20 protein-coding genes are annotated in these 26,468 nt (G+C 39.5%); 7 read left to right on the top strand and 13 right to left on the bottom strand.

Annotated features, from left to right (window positions below):
• Positions 1-2: 2 nt before the first annotated feature.
• Positions 3-1,025, bottom strand: a complete 1,023-nt coding sequence (locus LV92_RS10270) for a metal-dependent transcriptional regulator (protein WP_111623535.1) — start codon at positions 1,023-1,025, stop codon at positions 3-5.
• 393 nt (positions 1,026-1,418) lie between these two features.
• On the opposite strand from LV92_RS10270, the gene LV92_RS10275 reads away from it, so the two are divergent.
• A complete protein-coding gene (locus LV92_RS10275) occupies positions 1,419-2,258 on the top strand; it encodes a sugar phosphate isomerase/epimerase family protein (protein WP_111623536.1) in 840 nt (279 codons plus the stop codon).
• A gap of 139 nt (positions 2,259-2,397) precedes the next feature.
• On the opposite strand, the gene LV92_RS10280 is transcribed toward LV92_RS10275, so the two are convergent.
• Both LV92_RS10280 and LV92_RS10285 read right to left on the bottom strand, forming a co-directional pair.
• Positions 2,398-4,380: a heavy metal translocating P-type ATPase gene (locus LV92_RS10280; protein WP_111623537.1), complete on the bottom strand. Its 1,983-nt coding sequence runs from the start codon at positions 4,378-4,380 to the stop codon at positions 2,398-2,400.
• 53 nt (positions 4,381-4,433) lie between these two features.
• Positions 4,434-4,847 (bottom strand): Fur family transcriptional regulator, encoded by a 414-nt coding sequence (locus LV92_RS10285; RefSeq protein WP_111623538.1) that lies wholly within the window; start codon positions 4,845-4,847, stop codon positions 4,434-4,436.
• Positions 4,848-5,110: 263 nt separating this feature from the next.
• Here LV92_RS10285 and LV92_RS10290 point away from each other — a divergent pair, with 263 nt between their 5' ends.
• Both LV92_RS10290 and LV92_RS10295 read left to right on the top strand, forming a co-directional pair.
• Positions 5,111-6,412 carry an alpha/beta hydrolase family protein gene (locus tag LV92_RS10290; protein WP_111623539.1) on the top strand — a complete coding sequence of 434 codons (1,302 nt, stop codon included), beginning with the start codon at positions 5,111-5,113 and terminating at the stop codon, positions 6,410-6,412.
• Between the two features lie 67 nt (positions 6,413-6,479).
• Complete coding sequence (locus LV92_RS10295) at positions 6,480-7,082, top strand: pseudouridine synthase (protein ID WP_111623540.1); 603 nt, start codon at positions 6,480-6,482, stop codon at positions 7,080-7,082.
• Between the two features lie 28 nt (positions 7,083-7,110).
• Here the strand turns inward: LV92_RS10295 and LV92_RS10300 are convergent, their stop codons facing one another.
• Both LV92_RS10300 and LV92_RS10305 read right to left on the bottom strand, forming a co-directional pair.
• Positions 7,111-7,809, bottom strand: a complete 699-nt coding sequence (locus LV92_RS10300; protein WP_111623541.1) for a protein-L-isoaspartate(D-aspartate) O-methyltransferase — start codon at positions 7,807-7,809, stop codon at positions 7,111-7,113.
• Between the two features lie 166 nt (positions 7,810-7,975).
• Positions 7,976-8,671 carry a 3-keto-disaccharide hydrolase gene (locus tag LV92_RS10305; RefSeq protein ID WP_111623542.1) on the bottom strand — a complete coding sequence of 232 codons (696 nt, stop codon included), beginning with the start codon at positions 8,669-8,671 and terminating at the stop codon, positions 7,976-7,978.
• 243 nt (positions 8,672-8,914) lie between these two features.
• Here LV92_RS10305 and LV92_RS10310 point away from each other — a divergent pair, with 243 nt between their 5' ends.
• Complete coding sequence (locus tag LV92_RS10310; RefSeq protein WP_111623543.1) at positions 8,915-11,203, top strand: DNA topoisomerase 3; 2,289 nt, start codon at positions 8,915-8,917, stop codon at positions 11,201-11,203.
• A gap of 168 nt (positions 11,204-11,371) precedes the next feature.
• Here LV92_RS10310 and LV92_RS10315 read toward each other — a convergent pair whose 3' ends face one another.
• The 3 genes from LV92_RS10315 to LV92_RS10325 form a co-directional block, all read right to left on the bottom strand.
• On the bottom strand, positions 11,372-11,800 hold the full coding sequence (locus tag LV92_RS10315) for an FKBP-type peptidyl-prolyl cis-trans isomerase (protein ID WP_111623544.1): 429 nt from the start codon (positions 11,798-11,800) through the stop codon (positions 11,372-11,374).
• Positions 11,801-11,960: 160 nt separating this feature from the next.
• The gene (locus LV92_RS10320) at positions 11,961-13,244 is read right to left on the bottom strand and encodes a serine hydrolase domain-containing protein (RefSeq protein ID WP_111623545.1); all 1,284 of its coding nucleotides are present in this window, start codon (positions 13,242-13,244) and stop codon (positions 11,961-11,963) included.
• A gap of 209 nt (positions 13,245-13,453) precedes the next feature.
• A complete protein-coding gene (locus LV92_RS10325; RefSeq protein WP_085498044.1) occupies positions 13,454-13,909 on the bottom strand; it encodes a cold-shock protein in 456 nt (151 codons plus the stop codon).
• Positions 13,910-14,398: 489 nt separating this feature from the next.
• Between LV92_RS10325 and LV92_RS10330 the strand changes: the two genes are divergently transcribed.
• Entirely contained in the window at positions 14,399-17,257 is a 2,859-nt protein-coding gene (locus LV92_RS10330) for a TonB-dependent receptor (RefSeq protein WP_111623546.1), read from the top strand.
• 91 nt (positions 17,258-17,348) lie between these two features.
• Here the strand turns inward: LV92_RS10330 and LV92_RS10335 are convergent, their stop codons facing one another.
• From LV92_RS10335 to LV92_RS10350, 4 genes are all read right to left on the bottom strand, one after another.
• Complete coding sequence (locus tag LV92_RS10335) at positions 17,349-17,768, bottom strand: OsmC family protein (protein WP_111623547.1); 420 nt, start codon at positions 17,766-17,768, stop codon at positions 17,349-17,351.
• 950 nt (positions 17,769-18,718) lie between these two features.
• Positions 18,719-19,657, bottom strand: a complete 939-nt coding sequence (locus LV92_RS10340; RefSeq protein WP_111623548.1) for an EamA family transporter — start codon at positions 19,655-19,657, stop codon at positions 18,719-18,721.
• Between the two features lie 215 nt (positions 19,658-19,872).
• On the bottom strand, positions 19,873-21,567 hold the full coding sequence (locus tag LV92_RS10345) for a DUF2207 domain-containing protein (protein WP_111623549.1): 1,695 nt from the start codon (positions 21,565-21,567) through the stop codon (positions 19,873-19,875).
• The gene (locus LV92_RS10350) at positions 21,567-22,127 is read right to left on the bottom strand and encodes a LemA family protein (protein ID WP_111623550.1); all 561 of its coding nucleotides are present in this window, start codon (positions 22,125-22,127) and stop codon (positions 21,567-21,569) included. The genes LV92_RS10345 and LV92_RS10350 overlap by 1 nt, the downstream gene beginning before the upstream one ends.
• Positions 22,128-22,365: 238 nt before the next feature.
• Between LV92_RS10350 and LV92_RS10355 the strand changes: the two genes are divergently transcribed.
• A complete protein-coding gene (locus LV92_RS10355) occupies positions 22,366-23,076 on the top strand; it encodes a pirin family protein (protein ID WP_111623551.1) in 711 nt (236 codons plus the stop codon).
• Between the two features lie 142 nt (positions 23,077-23,218).
• Positions 23,219-24,691 (top strand): c-type cytochrome, encoded by a 1,473-nt coding sequence (locus LV92_RS10360; protein ID WP_146613531.1) that lies wholly within the window; start codon positions 23,219-23,221, stop codon positions 24,689-24,691.
• 118 nt (positions 24,692-24,809) lie between these two features.
• Here the strand turns inward: LV92_RS10360 and LV92_RS10365 are convergent, their stop codons facing one another.
• Entirely contained in the window at positions 24,810-26,369 is a 1,560-nt protein-coding gene (locus LV92_RS10365; protein ID WP_111623553.1) for a DEAD/DEAH box helicase, read from the bottom strand.
• Positions 26,370-26,468: the final 99 nt, after the last annotated feature.

Raw genomic sequence — 26,468 nt, forward strand, 5'->3', positions numbered from 1 at the left:
ATTTAATCTTTTTGTATTAGAATTTTTGATGCTTGATTTTGCCGTAGGGCAATACTAGTTCCTTTAATTAAAAAGGCTTTGGGATCGCCCAGTGGATTCAGAAGATCTATTTTTACCTCAGCTCCTTTCACAAAGCCCAAATCGAGCAACCTTCTCCGACTATCTCCCCTAATTTCCTTGGATATTCCTATAATTTTAGCGGTTTCATTTTCCTTTAAAATGGACAACCTGGCTAAATTTTCTTCAAATACCACGTCCTTTTCCAAAACTGATACGGTAATATTACCCGCCATTATGGGAGCCAATACAAATGCCTCCCCCTCAGAATGAAATTCAATTCGGGCAGACGTCTTTTCCATTATCCGTATCACAGATCCAATATGGATATTTTCTGCCAAAATCTGTTTGTAAATTATTTCTGGCTTATCCTTGATGTGGACAATTCTTCCAATTGTTCCAATAGGAAGCTCTGAAACTGGAATTCCCTTAACCTTGGCAATCTTTCCAGTATTTGTTGGTATAGGATCTCCATGAGGGTCAAATTGAGGATTGCCTAGCTGGGAAGCCAGGATATCTGTATCCACCTTGGAGAGTTCATGTTCCATTCTTTCCGCCCTCTCGTGCCATTCCGCTTCCTTGAACCCAGTCTTTTCGGCCAAAAATTTCTCCCAAAGCCTGTGGGCCCTAACAATACGTAAGGCATAATCACTTCCAGATTTTGTAAGTTTTACACTATCTCCTTTTATACCTATCAGCTCATGGTCGGACATTTTATTGATACATTCCAGTATGAGCCTGTCATTGTATTTTAAGGTCCTAATAATATCATTGATATTGAGATGCTTATCCCCATTTTCATTATGATATAACAATTTTAAAACATCCTCCACGACAATTTTATCATTCGAAACCGAATTATTTCTAATCAGCCAAAACCATCCCTTATTTGGCCTGAATAGTAAGTATGCCAAAATGGAAAGTGCAAAAAACACTGCTAGAGCAGTTATAGGATTGTAGGTATTCATTGGATTGTTGTAAATATATTTTTAGCCTCCTTATCGGTACCAGTAAATTTACCATGTTGGTGGAGGCCCATATCAATCTATATTTTATAATTTATATAAAGATAATTATTAATTTTTAGATTAACCTAAAAATATATTTCATATGGCCTACATTTAAACCAAATACTAATTTTTGCCCATCTAAATACCTAAACGCCAACATAATGGTATAAAAAGCTGGATTACAAATAGATTATTGGATTTTAAAAATCATTAATTTTTTTTGCTCAAGATTATCCCATTTCAATATGACAGTTGTTATATCATTGTTTATTTGAAATATATTATCAAATTAATTCTGGCATATTTATAAAAACATGTATTACTTTTAGAAAAACATTATTTACAAATATTATGAAAAAGTTATTGTCTTCCCCTGTATTGAAAAAATTGATTCTACCCCTACTAATGGTCGGCATGTTTATTGGCCATGCCCAACAAAAAGTTGGTGGACTGGCTCTCTACACTGTAAGGGACGATATGGAGACTAATGCCAAAGCCACATTGATGGCAGTTGCCCAAGCAGGTTACAAAAATATTGAAGCCGCAGGGTATAAGGATGGCAAGTTTTATAATATGGCACCTAAAGATTTTAATAAGCTATTAAAAGAAGTAGGATTAACCCCTATAAGCACACATCAGGGCGGAGTTACATTGGAGAATGCAGACACCATGATCGCTGACGTGAAAGCGGCCGGTTTCAAATACTTTGTAATTCCGGTACCACCCATGGGATTAAGGGACGACTATAAACAACTGGCTACAGTCTTGAGCACCCTTGGAGAAAAATGCCAAAAAGCGGGATTGAAACTACTATACCACAATCACGATTTTGAATTAAAGAAAGGGGAAGATGGCGTAGTAACCCTTGATTATTTATTGGATAATACCGATCCAAAATATGTAAATTTTCAAATGGATCTTTATTGGGTGACCAAAGCAGATCAAGACCCTGTTGCCTATTTTACAAAGTATCCAGGTCGATTTATTATGTGGCATGTGAAGGATATGGACGAGCAGGGAAGATTTGCCCCCGTGGGTAACGGGCAAATAAATTTTTCTGCAATCCTTGCCAATAAAAAGCTATCCGGGATGAAATATTATATGGTAGAGCAAGATAAAACTTTTGATATGACACCTTTGGAAGCCATAAACATTAGCCACAAAGGCCTGATCAAAATAGGATTTAAATAAGAATCCAACCATTTCAACTTCCCATAAATTTGGTGTTGATGAAGAGTTGGTTTCATATTAGTTAAACGGCTGCCAGGGTCTATCCATGGCAGCCGTTTGTTTTTCAACTCTCCAAATGAATTAACACTATGTGCTAGCCTTAATCAAGATGATAACGCAGCAGTCTCAGTGCATTGATTACTACCAAAATCGTAGAACCCTCATGAATGGCCACGGCAACACCTATGTTGGCAAATCCGAATAACGTTGCTGGAATTAAAAATGCTACAATCCCCATGCTTACCCAGAGGTTCTGTTTAATAATAGCTTTGGATTTTCTGCTCAGGCCGATCACAAAGGGAAGACTCTCTATCTTGTCCGACATTAAGGCTACATCCGCAGTTTCCAAAGCTACATCGCTCCCGGCAGCTCCCATGGCTATACCAACAGTGCTGCTCGCCATGGCCGGGGCATCGTTTACACCGTCCCCTACCATAGCTATTTTAATCCCCTTTTTCACATATTCCCCAATAGCCTTGACCTTATCTTCGGGAAGTAAATTCCCCTTTGCCTCGGTAAGTCCAATTTGCTTGGCAATGGAGTCGCCCACATCTTGATGGTCCCCGGTAAGCATAACCATATGTTTTATACCAATATCCTTTAGGCGCTGCAAGGTGGTAGCGGCTGTTTTTCTGGGCAAGTCCATAACACTTAACAATCCGATCGTCTTTTGTTTATAGCCTACAATCATAATAGTCTGTCCATCTTTCTGCAATTGGTCAATTTGGTCTTGGACTTCCCTTGAAATTACGACACCCTCGTCCTTCATGAGTTGTTCATTGCCGATATAAATTTGGCCACCATTATAGTGCGCCATTACTCCCTTGCCTTGAATGGACTCCATATTGGAGGAACGATTATTGTTTTCAATCTTATATTCGTCCTTAAGATCTTTAGTAATCGACCTTGCCAAGGGATGGTCGCTTAAGCTTTCAACGTCCAGGACCAATTCCATAAACTCCTTTTCATCAAATCCATTTAAAGGAAGTACATTGGTCAACCTCGGTTTTCCTTCGGTCAGGGTGCCTGTTTTGTCAAAAGCAATGGTAGTAAGGCTGCCTAGATCTTCAAGGGCCCGCCCGCCCTTAATAAGCACACCTTTTTTGGCAGCCCTGGCTATGGCACTTATTACTGCACTAGGTGTTGAAATAGCCAAGGCACAAGGGCTGGACGCTACCAAAACACTTATGGCCCTGTATAGGCTTTCATGAACGGTCTCATCTATAAACAAGTGGAGAAAACATAGGCCTACTACCAAAACTATTACTGTGGGTACAAACCATTTTTCGAATTTCTTTGTAGTTAGCTGTGTGGGCGATTTTTTGGTTTCCACCTCGTTTATCATTTGCACCAAACGCGAAATTGTTGCATCTACATTTAATTTTAATACTTGGACCTCCAACATTGCATCCCCATTTATAGTACCCGTAAAGACTACATGGGACGGGTCCAATTGCTCAAATTTGGGCAGATTGGTAAGCTCCTGAATCGCCGTTTTGTCCACCGGGATACTTTCTCCAGTTATAGGTGACTGATCAATACTACTACTCCCCTTTATAATAACCCCATCTGCCGATATTTTGGTATTTGGTTTTACCACAATAATATCGTTCACCTTTAATTCCTCAACTGGAACTTCCTTGAAATCCCCGCCATTTTTTAACAATGCTGTCTTTGGAGAAAGTTCACCCAGGGCCTTAATGGATTTTGTGGCCTTGTTCATTGCATAATGCTCCAACGAATGTCCTAAACTAAATAAAAACAATAATAGAGCACCTTCTCCCCATCTATCTATATAGGCAGCTCCTATTGCGGCCACTATCATCAGGAAATCTATTTCAAATTCCCCCTTCCTAATCTTGTCTATCGCCTCGATCAGGGTAAAATATCCTCCGAAAAAATAGGCCGAGATATAGCAGATCAGAGATACCAATGGGGCTGCCTTCATTAAACTTGCCAAAATCAATCCCATTAAAAAGAACACACCACATAAAATGGCGAAATAGAGTTCCGTTTTTTTGCCAAAAATTCCTCCATGGTCATGATTGTGATTGTGATCTTTATGATCATGCTGCTGTTCCATAAATATAATTTGTAAGCAAAATTAACCCTATTACCAGTGCAATGTATGTGCATTTATTGGTTACAGTGCTCACAAATTCCCTTTACCAGCATATTCACATCTTCAGGGATAAATTTGTCCGGGAGATTAATTTGTGGTATTCTATGCTGCGTTAAGCAGGTAGTCCTATTGCATTTAGTACAATGAAAGTGCAAATGCAGGTCCGAATGTTTTGCCAAGCCTTTATCATGATCGCAGAGCGCGTATTTGGGAATTCCTGTGCCATCATCTATTTGATGGACAATACATTTTTCCTCAAAAGTCTTTAAAGTCCTATATAAGGTAGTTCTATCGGATTTTTCAAAATTCCCCTCCACAACACTCAGGCTTACGGCCGAATTCTGGGAAACCATAAACCGATGCACCAAAATACGCATGGCCGTTGGCCTAACACCAAATCTCTTTAATTGTTTTTCAGTTTCTTCCATGATTTGTTGCTGTTGGCCTGTTTTTTATTATTTCTCCATTGGCCATTGGTGGCTCCTGGACACCAATGATATTATTTTCAACTGCAGCCTTAAAATACAGACCAAGGTGGTTTTATTTTTTAAAAATAATGATAAAGGGACAAAGGCTAAGCCCCTAACATGAAATTGTTCAAAACAGTCTAATTTATTTTTCCAAAAACCCCGATAGAATTAATTATTGCAATTAATTGTTGTATTTTTAAACTAAACCAAAACTCAAAATCATGCCACTTTTAAACCGTTTTACCCATCTCCAGATAATATTTTGTTTTCTAATTTCCAACCTTGCATTAAATGCCCAAACCGGGTCCTTTGTTTATGGCGATGTGCTTCCGGACGCACCCGAGTTATCTGCGCGTGGAAGCTATGCCGTTGGCGTACGCACTTTGGATTTTGTGAATAAGGGGCAGGCAGATGTTTTAAATTCAAAAAATGGGATAGACCCTATTTATGATCGACCTTTGAAAGTTGAAGTTTGGTATCCAGCACAGTTGGCCACGGGAGCACAAGAAACTGTTATTTACAATGAGGTAATGGGAACCGCCCATGATTCTTTAAGACCGTTGACTCCCTTTACTTTTAAAGGTAGAGCCTTCCGCGATGCCGCCCCATTAACAACAAATGGTTCTTTTCCCCTTTTAGTAGTGTCACACGGGTATGTTGGTTCTAGATATCTTATGACCTATCTCACTGAAAATTTGGCTTCCAAAGGATACGTGGTGGTGGCTATAGACCATACGGATTCTACTTTTAAGGATGCATCACCCTTTCCAAGTACTTTGGTGAACCGCGCCAAGGATATTTCCTTCGTACTAAACCAAACGGTAAACTTGGGCAGAGCTGGGGATAAAAACTTTTTAGAGGGCTTGGTCGATTCTGAAAACATAGGCATCATAGGATATTCGATGGGAGGTTACGGTGTTTTGAATGTAGCAGGAGCTGGATATAGTGACGGCCTTGTAGGATTCTTTTCAGGCATGTCCGGCGGTAGCAAAGCAATAGTCGACCTTGCCATGAGCAATCCTGACTTTCCTAAGGCAGACCCTAGAATAAAAGCGGTTGTAGCCTTTGCTCCATGGGGCATGGAGCGGGGTATTTGGGATGCCGAAGGCTTAAAAGGGCTAAAGGTACCTACATTTTTAATAGCAGGGAGCCAGGATGATATCTCAGGGTACGAAAAGGGAATTAAGGCCATCTTCATAGGGGCTGTTAATGCTGACAGATATTTACTTACCTATAAAAATGCCAGGCACAATGTAGCCCCTAATCCGCCCCCAGTGGAAGCTTTGGCACCTGGCCTCCATATTGACGAATACTATAGGTACGCCGAACCAAGTTGGGACGAGAGAAAGATTAATAATGTAAACCAACATTTTTTAACGGCCTTTTTAGGTATTCATCTGAAACAGAAGGATTATTCAAAATTTTTGGAGTTACAAGAGAATTCCAATGAAAAGGATTGGACCGGATTTAAGCCGCGATCTTCAACAGGTATGGAGCTCCTCCATGCCAGACCAACTCCATAAAGAGTTTACTAAGGGTCTTTTTGAAACAATGGCCTAAATGCCGTTTAATTAAAAACACCTAATATCAATGTCTGAATCTGGACATCTTCACTTTAAAGTTTACAAACCTTTTGAAATGTTAAGTCAGTTGCACTCCAATGATGCTAAGGAATCACGCAACAAACGCTTCTTAAGTGAACTTTATAATTTTCCGGATGGGATTATGCCCATTGGGCGTCTGGATGAAAAATCCGAAGGATTGCTCCTGCTTACTACCGATGGGAAACTCAGCGATCTTGTTAACCGCTCGGGAATTGAAAAGGAATACTATGTGCAGTTGGATGGGGAAATAACCAATGAAGCCATAGAATTTCTACAGAATGGAGTGGAAATTGGATTCCATGGCAGGAAATATATAACTAAATCTACCCTCGTCCAAAGACTATCTACCCTCCCTGCCCTACCGGAACCGGACAAAAAATTGAGAATAGGACGGCATAGGCCTACTTCATGGATAAGTATCACTATAACCGAAGGCAAGTTTCGTCAGGTGCGTAAAATGACTGCTGCTGTAGGTTTCCCTACCTTAAGGTTGGTCCGGATCCGCATTGGGAATATTAATTTGAAGGAATTAATTCCGGGCAGAGTAACCCCCATAAACGAATTATCTTTTTTAAATACCAATGAATAGTCCTTCTAATAATTACTATCCCAAAATACTACTCATTTCTAGTGAAAGGAACGAAACGAACAGGAAACATATCTTTGGTTATTATTCTATCCTTCTTTTTAAACACACTAACCAAATAGGTAACATTGTCACTTGGCCCAACAGGGATAACCATATGTCCGCCATCCTTTAGTTGGTTTATCAAAGGCTGGGGAATCGACTCTGCTCCTGCCGTGACCATAATAGCGTCAAAAGGTGCTTTTTCTGGCCATCCATGATACCCATCGCCCCACTTTACAGTAATATTATCATACCCCAAGTTTTCCAATCTGCTCTTGGCAGAAATGGCCAATTCTTTTATTATTTCGATAGTATAAACAGAATCCACAATTTTACCAAGTACCGCCGCCTGGTATCCCGATCCTGTTCCAATTTCCAGAACTCTATCGGTCGATTTCAATTTCAATGTTTCTGTCATAAATGCTACAATATAAGGTTGGGAAATAGTCTGACCGCCGCCTATTGGGAGTGCCCCATCCCTATAAGCATGCTCTTCCAAGTTTTTAGGCACAAATTCATGCCTAGGTACATTTAGCATTGAAAATAAGGTTAAAGGGTCTTTTATTCCCCGGGCTTGAAGCTGTGTCTTTACCATCTGCTCCCGTTTTATGACATGATCGTTTTGGGCAATAAGTACACTTGAGAAACAAAGCGTAAGACTATAAATGAAGAAGGATCCATAATTCATTGCTCTTGCTTTTTAAGTGTAACATATTAATAACTAATAAGGTACAAAATAAAAGCTGGGCATTCTAAACCTGGAAGTTAAAAGTATATTCCTTTTAAAGCTGCAATTTTATAATAGAACAAAACTAAAATTAGAATCACGGCAGGATTAAATAAGGCCTTGTAAATCAGGGCGCTGTTTCACTGAGCTTCGTTATAGGTGTAAGCAGAACTTTTCGAAATTCCACTTCGGAACCCTCTGCCTGCAATGCAATATTTCCACTGCTCACAGTAGCATTATAGCCATGATTTACCAAATCACCATTTACCCATACCTTTATGGAGTTTTTAAGGCACTCAATGGTCATGGAATTCCATTCACCCAATGGTTTTTCGGAACCATCGGTTAGATTCTTTATTCTTCGCAATTTACCTTCGGTTATTCCCCATTCTTCTTTAGGTCCCCGCCTTTCCAACATATTATCGGTCGTGATATCCTGTACAATACACCAAAAATCTCCGGCATTTTCATGCATCATTTGAACCTCTATAGATTTGGGAAACATTTCATATAGGGATCTAGGGGTGGAAGCAAATACCAACACACCACAGTTACCAGGTTTCCCAGCAAAACGATATTCCACTTCCAATCGAAAATCTTCATAAATGGCATCCGTAATAAGATGGCCCTGTGGTTCTCCCAAACTCACCAACATACCATCCCTTACAATAAAAGGATTTATGGCCTCGGGATTATTGTCCATTTCCGGTACATCTACATGCCAACCCTCCAAATCCTTCCCATTAAAAAGACTTTTGGAGGACTGGGAAGTACAACTAATCAGTGTCAAAAAAGCGGTAATGACCAACACTATACTTTTCATATGTTCATTTTTATTGATTATAGTTATCCAAATAGAAGAATTTCAAATCCAATATCCCTTAAATGTATCATTTTCCATTGACATATTATCTATCTAGATTGTCTTAATGGATTTTTCCTAATATCCCCCAAAACCCAATTAGTTATTATTCCCAACATAAATGTTGAAGAAAATACCTTACACTTCGAATGTGCGGGTTCAGTATAAATTAAGTAATTTGCACCCATTCAAAACAATAAAAAAGTGAAGGTCTGTATTGCGGAAAAACCTAGTGTTGCTCGGGAAATTGCTCAAGTTTTGGGGGCAAATACAAAACACGACGGGTATTTTGAAGGAAATGGTTACGCAGTTACCTTTACCTTTGGACATCTCTGCACTTTATTTGAACCAAGCGATTATAGGCCTCATTGGAAAAGTTGGGACTTGAATAATTTACCCATGCTCCCGGAAAAGTTTAAAACCAAAGTGGTGGATAATGCCGGAATCCAAAAACAGTTCAATATTGTAAAAAGTCTATTTGACAAGGCGGAAGTGGTAATCAACTGTGGTGATGCCGGACAGGAAGGAGAGCTTATACAACGTTGGGTGCTTCATCAAGCCGATTATAAGGGCGAAGTACAGCGATTATGGATTTCATCCCTAACCACGGAGGCCATAAAGGAGGGGTTTACCAAATTAAGATCCTCCCATGACTACGACAATCTATATTATGCCGGATTTTCCCGTGCCATTGGGGATTGGCTTTTAGGAATGAATGCCACCCGTCTCTATACCGTGAAACACGGGGGATATAAACAAATGTTATCTGTTGGGCGGGTCCAAACCCCAACCCTGGCTATGGTGGTTAATAGGTTTAAGGAAATAGAAAACTTTATACCCCAACCCTATTGGGAATTACAGACCCTTTATAGGGATACGGTTTTTAATTATGAAGAGGGCCGTTTCCTGAAAATGGAGGACGGGGAAGTTCTTGCCAAAGAAGTAAAGGAACACGAATTCGAAATTGTCAGCATTACCAAAAAGAAAGGCAAGGAATACGCTCCCAAGTTGTTCGATCTAACAGGCCTACAAGTGTATTGCAACACAAAGTTTGGATTTACGGCAGATGACACCCTTAAGATTGTCCAAAAATTATATGAACAAAAAGTAGTTACCTATCCTAGGGTGGATACCACTTTTTTACCTAATGACGTTTACCCTAAAGTAGCAGGAATACTTCGCAATCTAACCCAATACGAACAGTTGACCTCTACCCTACTGTTAAAAAAGATCAGGAAATCCACAAAGGTTTTCAATGACAAAAAAGTAACGGATCACCATGCGATCATTCCCACTGGCGTTGAAATAAAGTTAGGCGCAGCCCAGCAGCAGGTCTACGATAGCATCGTTAAACGATTTATAGCTGTTTTTTACGATGACTGTGACGTCTCAAACACAACGGTAATAGGCAAGGCATCCAACATCTCTTTTAAAACAACCGGGAAGGAAATCCTTAAAAAAGGGTGGCGAATTGTTTTTGAGACTGCCAGTACCAAAGAAAAAAAGGAAACTGGAATATTACCTAATTTTATGAAAGGTGAAAAAGGTCCTCACGAGCCTTCATTTTTGGAAAAGCAGACCAACCCGCCAAAGCAATTTACGGAAGCTACCTTGCTAAGAGCCATGGAGACGGCCGGAAAACAAGTTGATGACGACGAAATGCGGGAACTCATGAAGGAGAACGGAATTGGTAGACCTTCTACACGTGCCAATATTATAGAGACCTTATTTAAGCGAAAGTATATAGAAAGAAAAAAGAAGCTGGTACTGCCAACCCCAACTGGTATTCAACTGATTGACACGATACAAAATGAATTGCTGAAATCGGCGGAATTGACCGGGTTATGGGAAAAACAATTAAAGGACATAGAAAAAGGTTTGTTCAGTGCCGGCATGTTTATTGCCAACATGAAGAGAATGGTAGACGAATTGGTATATGAAGTAAGAAGTGAGACCAAACGTGCCAATATCTCCCATACCCAAGAAACCCAAAAAAAAGAAACCCAAAAAACTAAAAGCAATACTGGAGGAATAACCGAGGAAACCTGCCCAAAATGTAAAAATGGGACGCTAATAAAGGGGAAGTCGGCCTATGGATGTAGTGCATATAAAAATGGTTGCGATTTTTTACTCCCCTTTGTCTTTCACCATAAAAAAATATCTGAAAATCAATTTACAAGATTAATTCAAAAAGGTTGTACTTTAAATTTAAAGGGGTTTAGCTACAATGGTGCTGAGGATGTTGAAGGCCTAATACGATTTGATGAGCAATATGGATTGATTCTAGAACCAAAGAAAAAACCAGAAACCAATACTCCAAACTGTCCCAAATGCAAAGATGGAAAGATCGTGAAAGGCAAAACAGCCTATGGTTGCAGCAACCATCTTAAGGGTTGCGATTTCAGATTTACATTTGACGATGTTAAGTCCAAAGCTACCAATAAGCCCTTGACCAAAGCTCTTGTTCTTTCTATTTTGAGCGGCAATCACTAACATTTCCTTCTCGAAAGGCAAGAATGAAATGTATGCCATCACATTATTATCCCTTAGGACCGGAAACTCAATTAATATAAAAAGCAAAAGACCGTCCAAAATAGACGGTCTAATTGTACCCACAGCATATAACCTCATAAAAAGAGGACCAATGCCCTACTATTAACTTTATAGAATTTCTACCAATTCCAAATCAAAGGTAAGGTCTTGTCCTGCCAAAACGTGATTGGCATCTATAACAATGCTTTCTTCCTTAACATCGGTAATTCGCAATTGGTTCTCGGTTCCGTCCGGATTCTGAGCAATTAATGTCATTCCAATCTCAGGTTTAATATCCTCTGGAAGCTCTGACCTCTTAATTTCATGAAACAATTCTTCCATGATATCTCCGTAGGCTTCCTCTTTAGGAATGTTTATAGTCTTCTTTTCATTGACTACCATATTCACCAATTCCTTCTCAAAACCAGGAATAAGTTGTCCTTGACCCAAAGTAACTTCAATAGGTTCTCTTTCCAAAGAACTGTCGAAAATTTGTCCGGTTTTTAATTTTCCAGTGTAATGTACTTTTACCTTGTCATTTTCCTTAACTCTACTCATAAAATTCAGTATCTCTAATTTTTAATCTGACTAATAAGGTGCAAACCTATGGGATATAGATTTTCTAAAAGAATAGTTTGACCTAAAACCGCTAAAATTTACAATATCTTAACACTTTTTCTTAAAAATCATTTGTTTTCAACCATATGAAGTGGGTGCTTTACTCCAAAATAGCCTGGTATACCAAACTTCTAAGCTTAGCGTGATCGTCTATTCCGTTGGTGGGTATAAGTTGCTTAAAATAAACAACTACAAGCTCTTCCACGGGGTCTGCCCAATAAGTGGACCCGTATGCTCCGCCCCATTCAAAAGTGCCTACAGAACCAGGCTCTCCCCTTTCACCTACGTTTTTTGTTATGGAGAAGCCGAGACCAAAGCCCGAACCATTTCTACTGCCATAAGGTATGCCCCGAACGTCAACGTGATCGGCAATCATTAACTCAACGGTTTTCGGGGACAATATCCTATTTCCGTTAAATTCACCTCCATTCAACATCATTTGTAAAAATTTGGCATAATCCATAGCAGTTGAAACAAGACCGGCCCCGCCCGAAAAGCTTTTTCGGGGCCCTTTTACGTAGTGGCCCTGGCCTATACCCAAACCGGGATCCGGAGACCTTTCCAAAGGCTTTCCTTCATAAGCCATGTAGGAAGTTGCCAACCTGTCCGCTTTGTTTTTTGGCAAATAAAAGTAAGTGTCTGTCATTCCTATGGGTTCCAGAATTCTTTCTTTAATAAATTCATCCAAAGTTTTACCTGAGGTTTTTTGAACAATTACACCCAAAATATCTGTATTGTAGCCATATACAAACCGTTCACCGGGCTGTGCATCCATAGGTAATTTGGCCATTCGGGCAATGGTCAGTTCAATGGGCTCGTTACGGTCGGCAAAATACCAGTTCTGTATCCCTGCTTCTTCCCATTCTTTTTTTGCCGGACCATTGCCGTACCCAATACCAGCTGTATGGGTCAATAAATCCCTTATGGTTATGGAACGGTTTGCCCTAACCACATCGTAGCCGCCATCATCACGCACATTGGCTACTGTTGTTTCATTCCATTCCGGCAAATATTTTCCTATTGGGTCTGAAATCAATAGTTTTCCTTCTTCCTGCAAGATCATGGCTGCAACGCTTATAATGGCCTTTGTTTGTGATGCAATCCTAAATATGGCGTCATTGGTCATCTTTTTCCCTGCCTCCATATCGCTTTCCCCAAACGCCTTATGATAAATCACTTTGCCCTTTCTGGCAACCAGCGCAACATTTCCCGACATTTTACCGTCTTTAACATACTGCTCCAACGTAGTCGATAGTCGCTCCAACCTCTCCGAAGACATCCCCACCTCCTCTGGCAGGGCCGTAGCTAAATTTTGAGCTTGGGAATAGGATAGCAAGAATAGAAATCCTAACAATAGAATGTGACCTTTGAATAATTTTACCATGGTTTTTAAAAATTTGATTAGTTACTCTTTTAAACAAGACTAAAAGTTATTCTTTTTTTTGGTTTTAAAAAACATATTTAAACAGAACAAACTTGTACAAATTGGGTCAAAAAAAAATAGTACATAAATCCAATAATCGTTTGGATTAATATGTACTATCCCTTAAAATCTACAATAACCCAAGTCCATTATAGAAATTGACTTGAATATTAGATTTTCTTTACACGTACTGCATTCATACCTTTCATCCCCTTTTCAAGTTCAAAGGAAACCTTGTCATTTTCAGCAATCTCATCTATGAGCCCACTAACATGGGTAAAATACTTTTCTTGATTTTCGGTGTCGATTATAAATCCAAATCCCTTGGAAGTATCAAAGAAAGATACTTTTCCATTTCTAACAGGATCGAATTCCTCAACATCGCTATCATCCCTTTTAGGTACCCCTATTTCTATGGTAGAAGCATCTATTTTTATTTTTTTAGAGGGATCTGGCGGAGTATCCGTTAAATTTCCGTCGTGATCAACATAGGCAAATTGGATACCCGGTCCGTTTTCCTTCGACTCCAATTTACGGGCCTCCTTTTTCTTTTGTTTCTCCTCGCGCTTTTTTAGACGCTTCTTTTCTTTTTCACTTTTACTATACGTTTGTTGCGATTTTGCCATTGTTTTTTTTAAGGTTATAAATTGTAAATCTCGTCTGAGCAGCGGTTGAAATACTAAACGAGTGTTTGAAAAAGAAAAATGAATCTAATTTTATCTACCCAAGAATTTAGTAGCAGCAATGGTGATTACAGGTCAATGCGCAACTCTTTAAACTTCAACAAATATAAGGCTAGTATTTCAAATATTTTAATTTAGTCCCCCAATTTTTTATCTCCATTAAAGAAAAATGAGCATGATTTTCAGGATTTTGGGATAAAAAACAAGAAATTGCAACTTCTGTATTAATTCTTCTTTAAAATTACCTCGTCCAATACCAATACTATAAGCTACCGCTTACTTCAAATCACAAAGCAATACCCTTGCTTCCAGTAATAAACCCGTTCATATAGTCCTCTTTTCTAAGTGTTTGCTTCATTTTTTGGGATTTTTTCTTACAATTCACCTCAAAATTGCTTAACTTCTAAGCATATTAACTCAAAAAACTCACATATGAAAAAGTATTACTTTATTGCTTTGATTTTCATTTTTGGGATGGTTGGTTTTACCAACGCCCAAGTAACGGGATCAGTTTTGGATGAAGAGGGAACACCATTGCCCGGTGCATCCATAGTAATTAAAGGAACCACAACAGGTGCAACCACGGATTTTGATGGGAACTTTACCATTGAGGCTTCCATGGGCGACATTTTAGTGGTTTCATATATTGGATTCGAGACCTTACAGGTCACGGTCAACAATACCGTAATGGACATACGTCTTACTTCGGGTCTAGCCTTGTCGGAGGTAATTATTGTTGGCTCCCGTAATCCCAATAGAACTGCTACTGAAAGTACGGTTCCCGTAGATGTCATAGACATGAAGGAACTGAATAATGTGGCTCCCCAGGTAAATCTAAACCAGATATTAAATTATGTGGCACCATCCTTTACCTCCAATACCCAGACCATTTCGGACGGTACAGATCATATTGATCCGGCCTCCCTTAGAGGCTTGGGACCAGATCAGGTTTTAGTGTTGATCAATGGCAAAAGAAGGCATACCTCTTCTTTGATCAATGTAAACGGGACATTTGGTAGAGGAAGTGTAGGAACAGATTTAAATGCGATCCCTGCAGCTGCCATACAGCGTATAGAAGTGTTACGGGACGGTGCGGCCGCTCAATATGGTTCAGACGCCATAGCAGGGGTTATTAATATCATATTGAACAAAAGTGTTAATGAACTCACTACAACCGTCACCACAGGGGCCAATTTTACCAAAAATGCCAATGACCAAACAGGTGGTGTGGACGGAGCAACCACTAACATATCTGCCAGTTATGGTATTCCTTTAGGTGATAATGGCGGATTTATAAATCTCTCCGGAGATTTTGACGTTAGAGAGGATTATAGCCGAATGAATGAGTGGGAAGGTACTATTTTTAATCTGTACAATACCGTTGAAAGAGTAGCCGGTGCAGATGGATATGACATTGCCAACCTTCTGGATGACGATGTGGCCGATGTAATCCAATATACTGACCAAGCGGGAATTGACCGAAATGGGGCAACCACTAAAGAAGATTTAAGAACTATTCTCGGTGCAGATGCAACCACTTCAGAATTGGCGGCCAGGGGACAACAAAGAAGCGATTATAATATGAGAGTAGGTCAATCAGCGTTGCGTGGCGGCCGCTTATTTGCCAATTTCTCATTGCCTTTAGATGATATAGGCACTACGCTTTACTCCTTTGCCGGGATTAGTTCCAGGACAGGTAACTCCGCCGGATTTTATAGGCTGCCTAACCAAAGTAGGACCTACACTCCGGCCTATATGGATGGCTTTTTACCAGAGATCAATTCCAATATTAAGGATCAATCATTATCTATTGGTATAAAAGGTATGGTGGGAGATTGGAGTGTTGACCTAAGTAATACTTACGGAAAAAACTCCTTCTTGTATACCATAGGAAACACCTTTAATGCTTCCATGCAAAATTCCTCCCCAACATTTTTCGATGCTGGTGGGTTTTCATTTCTGCAGAACACCTCCAATTTGGACATCACCCAATTCTTTGCGGATGTGATGTCAGGGTTAAACATTGCTTTTGGTGCCGAGTATAGGGTAGAGAATTATGACATTGTGGCTGGAGAAGAACCTTCCTATGCACAATATACCGCAAACGGTCAACGTATTACCTTGGCTTCCCAACAACCTTCACAGGATTTCTTCGGGAATTCCAGACCGGGCGGCTCACAAGTTTTTCCCGGATTTGCTCCCTCAAACGAACTATCCCGCGGACGTAGTAGTGTTGCCGGATATTTTGATGTGGAGGCCGATTTTTCAGAAGCCTTTTTAGCCAGTTTCGCAACCCGATATGAAAACTACAGCGACTTTGGTGGTACCATCAATTTTAAATTGGCAGGAAGATTTAAGGCTACGGATAATCTAAATATCCGAGCAGCCTTGAACACAGGATTTAGGGCGCCATCCCTGCACCAAATCAACTTTAATTCCACCTCTACTATTTTTGATAACGAGGGCAATCCACAGGAGGTAGGGACTTTTGCCAATGATAGTAGAGCTGCAAAACTCCTGGGTATTCCACAATTAAAGGAGGAAACTTCCCAAAGTATTAGTTTGGGGCTTACCGCCAAAATACCGGATGCCAATATTACAGTGACTGTAGATGGTTATTTTGTAAAAATCAATGATCGTGTTGTATATACAGGTCAGTTTGCAGGCCCAGGAACAGGTACCGAATTAGACAACTTATTAAGGCAAGCCAATGCCACGGCAGCCTCCTTCTTCGCCAATGCCATAGACACCGAATCCAAGGGATTGGATATTGTAGTTACCCATAAAACCGACCTAGGGGCCAATTGGAGATTAAAATCGGATCTTGCCGGTACTTTGTCCAAAACGAAAAAAGTAGGGGACATAAATGCCTCTGACGTTTTGAGGAATGCCGGGTTGATCGACACTTATTTCCCTGAAGATAGTAGGGTTTATTTGGAAGAAGCGGTACCTAGAACCAAGATAAACCTTTCTAACAGCCTTACCTCTGATAAATTTATCATTTTCCTAAGAAATGTATACTTTGGTGAGGTAACCGAAGCAACAACAACGCTAGCCAATCAACAGGTCTTCGGTTCAAAATTGGTTACGGACCTATCTGTAGGTTATAAAGCAACGGATGCCCTAACTTTGACCCTCGGGGCCAATAATTTGTTCGATATATATCCGGACAGAGCCAAGGATGAATTTGGCAACCGTAGCGACGGACGCTTCGATTGGTCCCGTAGAGCACAACAATTTGGTATAGGAGGTAGATTTCTTTTTGCCAGACTGAGCTTTACACTTAAATAAGACTTGAAATAACATTCATAAAAACGGGAAAAGCCACTTTAAAAGTGGCTTTTTTTTATTGATACCCATATGGATATAACAGCTTTGGTTCCTATGCCTTTAAACTTACCTCCAACACTATATTTGTTTTTAACAATTTGGAAATGGGACAAATTTCTTTCGCTTTTTGGGCTATTTCCTTAAACTGTTCCAACTTGATTCCCGGTACCGTACCGCTAAGACTTAAAGTGATCTGCGTTATACTCCCATCCTCAAAGTTTACCTTGGCAGCTGTATCTAAATTGGTCGGAGTAAAACCGGCCTCTCCCAATAAAAAACTGAGCTGCATAGTAAAACATCCGGCGTGGGCCGCTCCTACCAATTCCTCTGGGTTGGTACCCTTACCATCTTCGAACCTTGACTTAAAGGAATATTGGGTGTCCTTCAAGATGGTACTTTCCGTACTCAAGGTACCCTTACCATCCTTTCCGCTACCTTTCCAGTTTGCACTTGCATTTCTAGTGAATTTCATACCTATTAATTTTAAGTTAATACAATTTATTTTTTATCCACATTGATCCGTGCTGCCCTTACTTGACCAACATAATCACTTTTCGTTAGGGAATTTGGAAATCCTACTTTATATATGTTTGAAATATAATTAAGGACACCAACCTCTAAGATATTAAATAGGTAATAATAATCCATTAAAATTCACACAATTCCTTCAACTGCACATTCATTTCACACAATCTGAAGTTTTTTTAAAAAAGTCGATAAAATCATAATTATCATAAATACCTAATTACCAATCAAATACACTTTAAATTTTTTCAAAATTCAGGGCAACAATGTTAAATATTGCTTAAAACGGTACTATTTTATACATAGTACTGTAACAATTGTATCCAACTGTCGTCTTCTAGTAGTAAATCAATTAATCACTATAAAACTAAATATCATGGAAACTCTAAACAAACATCTGGTAAAGCAAACATTGGAATCTTCAAAAAGTAGAATTTGGAATAGCAAAAGAAGATACAATTAGCAGTCCACAATCAATCAAAAATAATAAAAACAGAATTTAAACATCAATTAAAAATCAACATCATGGAAACAGTTAACAAACACTTTGTAAAGCAAACAATTGAAAACTCTAAAAGCAACATTTGGAACACCAAGAGGCGTTTCAGGTAATAAAAAAATTTAAAACGGTTAACATGAAATCATTCATTCATAAATCACAATCAGAATCAACAAATTTTCAGTTGACAGGGGAAAGTATTCTAATGGTAAATTTTAAAAGTATAAAGAGAAACCGTTGGGCCGAGCGCAGAATCTATTTAAATTAATTCCCATTATTCAATGGCAATCAGGTTCTATATTCAAAAGCAGTTGATGTGGTAGTCACCTGCTTTTTTCTATATCTGTGCATACCAGCCTTCCCCCCTTCCTTAGAAATGGACCGAACCAATACCCAGCTTAATCCCCTTTTGGCGAATACCGGCTTGAAAACCTGGAAAACAAAACCAATTTTTTTCTGGTATTGATGAAATAGACCCCGGTTAAAAGTACTATAGCCGCAATTGTGGACTGAGTGGTTATCTGTTCATCCAAGAAAAACCAGCCCAGTAAAAGCGCTATTATAGGGTTTACATAGGTAGAAGTAGCTACCTTTTCCGGAGAAACCACTTTTAATAAATAATTAAATGCCGTAAAAGCAACAATACTGCCCAGAACGATTAGGAACAGCATAGCATATTGTACCGGACTGCTCCAAGTGGTAGGAAGGGTCCAGGTTTCCCCTATGAGCAAACTTCCTAACATTAGTATCATTCCAGCGGTAAACATTTGAAATCCAGTGTTGACAAAATAATTCTTGGGCAGGTCCGCCTTGGCAACAAACAAACTGCCATATGCCCAACTAACCATACAGAAAAATATCATGACCATCCCCAAGACTGAGTTCTCCTGACTTATAACTTGGTTTTGACTTACCAATAAATAGATGCCCAATATGCCAATTATAACCCCCACAACAGACATGGTCTGAATCTTTTTCCCTTCAAGAATCCGCATTAACAATAGAATTACCAAGGGTTGTGCCGCTATTTCCAAAGCTGCAAAACCACTGTCTACATACTTAAGTGCCCATACTACAAATCCGTTTCCAAAAGCAAGGAATAGAAATCCCGCGATAATAGAATTTAATAGTTGTTTTTTTGTGATGGTCAGCGGAATGCCCATGATTTTACATAGCAGAAATATTAAAATTCCAGCGACCGTAAAGCGTACAGAAGCCAACATAAAGGGAGGTAGTTCATGAACAGCAATCTTGTTCATAAGATAGGTAGATCCCCAAATCACATATATGGCAAAAAAAGCGAGTACTATTATAAGTGCATTCTGGGATTTGGACATAAAAATAACTTTTCCAATGAACCACAAAAGTAAGTATAACTTTTATTAAATATACCCATATAGGAAGCCATGTTATTTTAATAATCCACTAATTTTATGACTGATCCCCAAGTTACGCGCTTAATATTTATGGAAATATGTGGTTAGATAAAAATATAGGCCACGACAAGGCCTTCCCTTATAAATTCCGTCGTAATTCTAGGGTAACCCCCTGTTTACCAGCTACCGCCGCCGCCGCCGCCAAAGCCACCACCAGATGAACCTCCACCAGAACTTCCACTACTGGAAGGGGAACTCACCATATTGGATTTAGTGCTTGCCATGGCATTGGAAAAAGATTTGGAAAACTGATTCATTGTAAGGCTGCTACTGGAAGTGGATGTATACCAATCCGGGGGAGGTATATTAAGATCCCGAAATTTTTTGGCCCATTGATCAAACATACCAAAGGCCAATGCATAACCTAGGGTATTTTCAAAATAATGCGGGTCATCTTTCAAAAGCATTTTTAATCTGTTTTCTTCCGCTACCTTAATAAATCTTTTAAATCCCTTTAATTCCGACAGCAACTCATTTCCCTTTGCATTCTTTTTAACCATAAATCGATTGACAAAAATCAGTATCACACAAAAACCGACTATTGCTACTGCTGCCACAGGGCCCCAGAAAAACAACCCCACCAAAGTAAGTCCGATCGCCAAAACAATCAAGGCCACATACATAATACCCTGCATTTTTTTTGACTCTGCTTCATAATAGGGTTGTGCACTTTCCTTCAACTGGCTGCGTGCCTTGATCATCTTGGTATAAAAAGTATCCTTTAAACTACTCACCAGTACTTCGGTACCAGCAACGTTGTTATTGTCACCAAACAGACCCTTGAATATTTCCAATTCATAGGAGGGTGAATCCAATGGCAAAGACTGCAGCCGTATAATTTTAGTGTCCTTTGATCCAAAAATGCCTTTTTTGGGAATTTCTTCCAGTCTTATCAATCCTTTTGAGCCCCAATATGGTATTAATGCTATTAAGTCGGAATTGTCATCCTTATCGTTTATTAAAAAACCTATCATGGCCGGATCTAATTTGTCCGGTGGATAATAACTGGTGGCAGCAATGACACGTTTGTCCTTGCCAAATTTCCACCATACCCTGAAAAATGCAAAAAGCATTACCCCAATCAGGAATACCCAACCATAGCTATCCCAAAAAGGCCAAAAAGGTTTCTCTTCCTTGACCGATCCTAATGGAAGATTGATCAATACGGTAACACTTTGTCCCGGATGGGATACAAAGCCCGCCTTGCTTGTTCCCGAAAATTCATTATCCGTATAATACAATTGCATGTCCGCAGTCGTAGTTGAAGTACCCCTATCCCCAGCGTACACAAAGCTATTTTCCTTACTGGGATATACATTGTCCGGAAGTGTAATGGTAAAACTGACCTGATTAAAATCGGCCAGCCAATCCTCCGGTTTAATGTTCCAATAAAACCGAATCTGCGATTCCTCAAAAAGAAAGGCATTATGGACCCGATATTTTATTTCGTAATGCTGGGGACCCACTAGGGTAATATCCTTATCCCCAATTTTGATCTCCATGTTTTCCTGCATCTTTTGTACAAAATCGAACGGAGCTTCAAATTTATAATCGGGAACCTTTATCTTACTAATCCTGATCTTTCGGGTAGATTCGTTACCCTTGGAATCAACAAGGTCATATTTTGTTTGAATGGTCCTATAAATACCGTGTTTTGGGATTTCAAAGTTAAGATCATAGTTTTCCACTACATCAAAATAACCTTCTTGATGAACCGTAATGTTGACAGTGTAATTTTGAACCGTAAAATCCTGGGCCAATCCCGTATTTATGGCCAAAAGAATTAGAAGTAAGTAATAGCTATTTTTCATTAAGAGAAATCTACTTTTACATTCGCCCTACTAGCCTCCTCTGCTTCAAAATAATTAAAATGTTGATATTTAAACAAACTGGCCACAAGCACCCCTGGTACGCTTTCCCCATAAGTGTTGTTTTCTCTCACAGAACCATTGTAGTACCTTCTGGCACGCTCCAGATTTTCTTCAATTTCATTTAACTTTTGTTGCAGATCCAAATAATTGGCGTTGGCCTTAAGATCTGGATAAGCTTCCCCCAAGGCAAATATACTTCTCAAACTTTGCTGGAGCTGGTTTTCTGCCTTTATCTGGGCATTGATATCTCCAGATGGGACCGCCATAGCAGCATTACGGGCATTTATTACAGCCTCTAAGGTAGATTTTTCATGTTTGGCATATCCTTTTACGGTCTCCACCAAATTTGGTATAAGATCGTACCTTCTTTTTAGAGCCACATCTATATTGCTCCAAGCATCCTTGACAAGATTTCTAAGTGTGGCAAAGCGATTGAAAACATTAACTAAGAAAAATGCGATCAAAGCTAGGATTCCCAAAAAAATAATTAACGTAATCATGGTTTTGTTTTTTAGTTGTTATAAATATGGCTTCACTAAGTTACTTTATTTTTTTGTTCACAAGGCAGGCCGGTTATTAAATTAAGGGACAGATTGGAAAATCTTAATTAAAAACTTATTGGTATCAGTCTTTATAAAGCATTTAATGCCAAATAACATAAAGACGCAAAATTACTTAACATAGATCAATGTGCAAATGACATATGAGTCCTAATTTTGGGCAAACAAAAAAGATATCATGAAAACTATACTACATACAGCAGAGAGCAGAGGACATGCGGATCACGGTTGGCTAAATTCATACCACAGTTTTAGTTTTGCCAATTATCACAACCCAGAGCGTATGAACTTTGGGGTTCTTAGGGTACTGAACGACGATACCGTCTCTGGCGGGCAGGGCTTCGGACAACATCCCCACAAGAACATGGAAATCGTTTCCATTCCCTTGAAAGGAGATTTGGAACACAAGGACAGTATGGGCAATACCACTATTATCAAAGAAGGTGATGTTCAGGTTATGAGTGCAGGAACCGGTGTTTTTCACAGCGAGTATAACAAGAATAAAAATGAAGAGGTTAAATTTCTTCAAATCTGGGTGTTTCCAAAAACACAAAATGTAACCCCCAGATACGATCAAATTTCTACCCTTGATATGGCCGTTAAAAATTCCTTTTACCAAATCCTTTCTCCCGAAAAAACGGAGCAGGGAGTTTGGATACATCAGGATGCTTGGTTTTCTTTAGGTGATTTTGAAACAAAAAATACTTCAACTTATACTTTAAATAAACCTAGTAATGGTCTATATGTATTTGTATTGGAAGGTGAAATTACTATTGGAGAGCAAATTCTAAAAAGGCGTGACGGATTGGGAATATGGGAAACCGGCCAAATTACGCTTACCGCAGCAACACCGAGCAAGGTCCTGCTAATGGAAGTTCCAATGACATAACCCCAAACCCCACTAACCCATCCATTTCCTTCTGCCTTTTGGCGAGGTGGTCGGTGGTTTATCGAATTTAGTACGCGCACAGGGCAATATATGCTATATTATCCCTAAATTAATGGTACTTTTTTTCCATAAAATCTAAATTTTGAAAAAAATTAAACTTCTGTTGGTAACCATCATGCTATTCCCCCTTGTCTTTTCATGCTCCAAGGAAAGCAAGGAGGATCTTATAGACATTTTGGTCAATGAAAATCCTACCGATCAACCCGAAGAAGAGCCCGAACCGGAAGTACCTTTGATAGAAAGCAGTCCACTCCCTGACAACCCCCAAAGATCGGGCGATGCCTCGGCCGGGTACGAATATTTAATTTCAGGCAATTATATGAGTTCGGGAGTTCCCTATGATGCATTTTTGCTGGGGACCAGTGTAAACCCTGACAACCGTCTCAACAGAACAGGAGACAACGCAAACCTGTCTTACGATTATACCACTATAACGGCTTCCAATGGAGCAAGAGTGGTTGCTCCCAATTGCATGGCATGCCACGCCTCCACAATAAACAATGAATTTATTATTGGCCTAGGGAGCCATGACGCGGATTTTACGGTTAACCGGGCAAGCAATATAGCCCTATTGAATTCTGGTATCAGAGCCTTGTATGGTGGGGAAGACAGCGCCGAATGGCAAGCATACGACCAATTTAGAAAGAGCATAGTTGCCATTGGCCCTAGGACAATGACAGAAACCAGAGGTTCTAATCCCGCGGATAAAATTACCCAAGTGTTAATAGCGCACCGGGATAAAAGTACTTTGGTATGGCAGGATACACCTTTGGTAGACATACCAGAGGAGGTATTCCCGTCCGATGTGCCTGCATGGTGGCTGCTAAAGAAAAAGAATGCCATGTTTTACCACGCCATTGGTCGACTTGATTTTTGCAAGTCTTTTATTGGTTCCAGCCTGCTCACCCTAGGTGACGCAACAAAGGCCGCTGAAATAGACTCCAAAATGGTAGATGTACTGGCCTATATTCAGAGTTTGGAAGCCCCTGAATATCCGTTTACGGTAGATTCAGATTTAGTACAACAAGGCCAACAATTATTTGAAAATAAATGCGCAACCTGTCACGGCACCTATGGGGACAACCCCACCTACCCAAATTTACTTGTGACCTTAAAATCCGTTGGGACCGACCCGGAATTATCCGATCATTACACAAAATCTTCCGCCATGAACGATTATTTTATGGAATGGTTCAATTCAGGGTGGTTTGGTACTTATGGGAATAATTTACAGATAAAAGCTGAAGGCGGCTATATTGCCCCACCCTTGGATGGTATATGGGCCACGGCCCCATACTTCCACAATGGATCCGTACCTACCTTGGAAGACGTCTTGAACAGCAAGAACAGACCTACAAGATGGAGCAGGTCTTTTGACAATACCGATTACGATCAATCAAAAGTGGGTTGGATCTACTCTATCGAACAGACCAAAGTTGACAAGAACACTTACGACACTACTTTAAAAGGATATGGAAATTCAGGTCACACCTTTGGTGACCAGTTGACGAATTCAGAAAGAATCGCTTTAATAGAATATCTTAAAACGCTATAAATAAATACTATATATCTATTTACTTGATTTAAAAAAACAACCTAAAAAACAACGGCAAGAAGATTTACAGAGCACATTCGTTGGTGTTTTCCATAATCACATACACTACAGAAAACTACTATTCCTCCGGTGGCCTACCGTGAATATCTTCGTAAATAGTATCAAAATTTTGACGCAAATGTGTACTTAGTTTTTTATGATAATCATCCGTTAACCACTTCAGAAAGTTATAGGTGCTTTTACTAATACACTTTGCATAACGCTGTATTCTATCATCGATATCCGGACCCAACATTTTGGAGAGAGCAAGGGCATCATAAACATCCTCACTGTTTTCCACGCATATTCTGGCATGTTGGGCTATCGATCTCTCTAACACCACCTTTGATGTTTCCCCATTTTTAATGGAATCCACATAAGTTTCCTTGATATCGAAATAGACTTTCTCGGATTTGGCAAATTCTGCACGCAATTCTTCGGGCATTTCCCATTTAAAATTGCTTTCCAGCTCTTCATCACTTAAAAGCCTATCCGCATAAAAATTTGGTGATTTAAAAATGGCCTGCCAGTCCAAATCGGCCCCCCAAGGACCAAAGCGATGGAAATTGTTTCCCAAGTCAATTACCGAAAAGGTAGATTTATTATTCAAAATCCTTGAACCACGACCTATCATCTGGTAATACAGGGTCAAGGATTTAGTGGCACGGTTCAATATAATGGTATCTATGGTAGGTTCGTCGAACCCGGTGGTCAAAATGCTTACCGAGGTTAAAACAGCATTAGGCGTCATATTAAACCACTTTAGAATGGTCTTACGCTGCTTCTTGGTAGCGGTATTGTCCAAATGCGCTATTGGATAGCCAGCGGCCCTGAAAGTCTCGTAGACATGCAGGGATGTATTAATACCATTATTGAAAATCAAGGTCTTCTTACCTTTGGAGTGTTTTTCATAAGCCTCCAAAAGCTTACTTAGCATCTGACTATTATTGTAAAGATCCTCTGAAGATTTTACTGTATAATCCCCATTGGAACCTACCTCCAAAGAAGTTAGCCCCATATTGTACGAATAGAAGTCCGCCTGGGCCAAAAACTCATTCTCAATAAGGGATTCTATTGTTTCCCCAACGATCAATTCATCATAATTATCTTTCATTGGCAAGTCCTTGTTGGAACTCAAGGGGGTTGCGGTAACGCCCAAAACAAATGAATTCTCAAAAAACTTGAACAATTTTGTAAAGGAATTATAATGCGCCTCATCAATAATTACCAATCCAACGTCCGAAATATCCAATTTATCGTCCTGAAGCCTGTTGTTCAATGTCTCCACCATGGCCACAAAGCAACTGTATTCTTCCTGATCATCTAGATTAGCCTTACTATCTACCACTTTATTGGTGACCCCAAAACTGGTCAGCATGGTAGAAGTTTGCTTGCAAAGCTCAATTCGGTGGGTCATAATCAGCACCTTCTTGTTGTGGTGCTTTAGATATTGCCTTACTATTTCGGAAAAAATGACGGTTTTACCACCACCAGTAGGCAATTGATACAAAAGATGATAATCATCCGGAGCAGTTTCAAATTTATCAAAAATCTGGTCAATAGCTCCTTTTTGATAGCTGTACAGCTCCTTATCCGTTTTTCTTTCTACAATAGCATTGGCAATCAAAGTCTCCGACATAATCTCTTTTTTGGATTGCAAAACTAAGCCCTTTGTTGGGTGATTAACGAATATTTTCAGAAAATTTAAGGATTATTTTTTTTAAATATCATTGTCAGG

Origin of the sequence: Arenibacter echinorum (genome assembly GCF_003259375.1) — a bacterium.
In the GTDB taxonomy this organism is placed as follows: domain Bacteria; phylum Bacteroidota; class Bacteroidia; order Flavobacteriales; family Flavobacteriaceae; genus Arenibacter; species Arenibacter echinorum.

Bases quoted from the DNA above. Each gene is read 5' to 3' on its own strand.
- LV92_RS10270 (WP_111623535.1), bottom strand. From the start codon at position 1,025: ATGAATACCTACAATCCTATAACTGCTCTAGCAGTGTTTTTTGCACTT.
- LV92_RS10275 (WP_111623536.1), top strand. From the start codon at position 1,419: ATGAAAAAGTTATTGTCTTCCCCTGTATTGAAAAAATTGATTCTACCC.
- LV92_RS10280 (WP_111623537.1), bottom strand. From the start codon at position 4,380: ATGGAACAGCAGCATGATCATAAAGATCACAATCACAATCATGACCAT.
- LV92_RS10285 (WP_111623538.1), bottom strand. From the start codon at position 4,847: ATGGAAGAAACTGAAAAACAATTAAAGAGATTTGGTGTTAGGCCAACG.
- LV92_RS10290 (WP_111623539.1), top strand. From the start codon at position 5,111: ATGCCACTTTTAAACCGTTTTACCCATCTCCAGATAATATTTTGTTTT.
- LV92_RS10295 (WP_111623540.1), top strand. From the start codon at position 6,480: ATGTCTGAATCTGGACATCTTCACTTTAAAGTTTACAAACCTTTTGAA.
- LV92_RS10300 (WP_111623541.1), bottom strand. From the start codon at position 7,809: ATGAATTATGGATCCTTCTTCATTTATAGTCTTACGCTTTGTTTCTCA.
- LV92_RS10305 (WP_111623542.1), bottom strand. From the start codon at position 8,671: ATGAAAAGTATAGTGTTGGTCATTACCGCTTTTTTGACACTGATTAGT.
- LV92_RS10315 (WP_111623544.1), bottom strand. From the start codon at position 11,800: ATGAGTAGAGTTAAGGAAAATGACAAGGTAAAAGTACATTACACTGGA.
- LV92_RS10320 (WP_111623545.1), bottom strand. From the start codon at position 13,244: ATGGTAAAATTATTCAAAGGTCACATTCTATTGTTAGGATTTCTATTC.
- LV92_RS10325 (WP_085498044.1), bottom strand. From the start codon at position 13,909: ATGGCAAAATCGCAACAAACGTATAGTAAAAGTGAAAAAGAAAAGAAG.
- LV92_RS10330 (WP_111623546.1), top strand. From the start codon at position 14,399: ATGAAAAAGTATTACTTTATTGCTTTGATTTTCATTTTTGGGATGGTT.
- LV92_RS10335 (WP_111623547.1), bottom strand. From the start codon at position 17,768: ATGAAATTCACTAGAAATGCAAGTGCAAACTGGAAAGGTAGCGGAAAG.
- LV92_RS10340 (WP_111623548.1), bottom strand. From the start codon at position 19,657: ATGTCCAAATCCCAGAATGCACTTATAATAGTACTCGCTTTTTTTGCC.
- LV92_RS10345 (WP_111623549.1), bottom strand. From the start codon at position 21,567: ATGAAAAATAGCTATTACTTACTTCTAATTCTTTTGGCCATAAATACG.
- LV92_RS10350 (WP_111623550.1), bottom strand. From the start codon at position 22,127: ATGATTACGTTAATTATTTTTTTGGGAATCCTAGCTTTGATCGCATTT.
- LV92_RS10355 (WP_111623551.1), top strand. From the start codon at position 22,366: ATGAAAACTATACTACATACAGCAGAGAGCAGAGGACATGCGGATCAC.
- LV92_RS10365 (WP_111623553.1), bottom strand. From the start codon at position 26,369: ATGTCGGAGACTTTGATTGCCAATGCTATTGTAGAAAGAAAAACGGAT.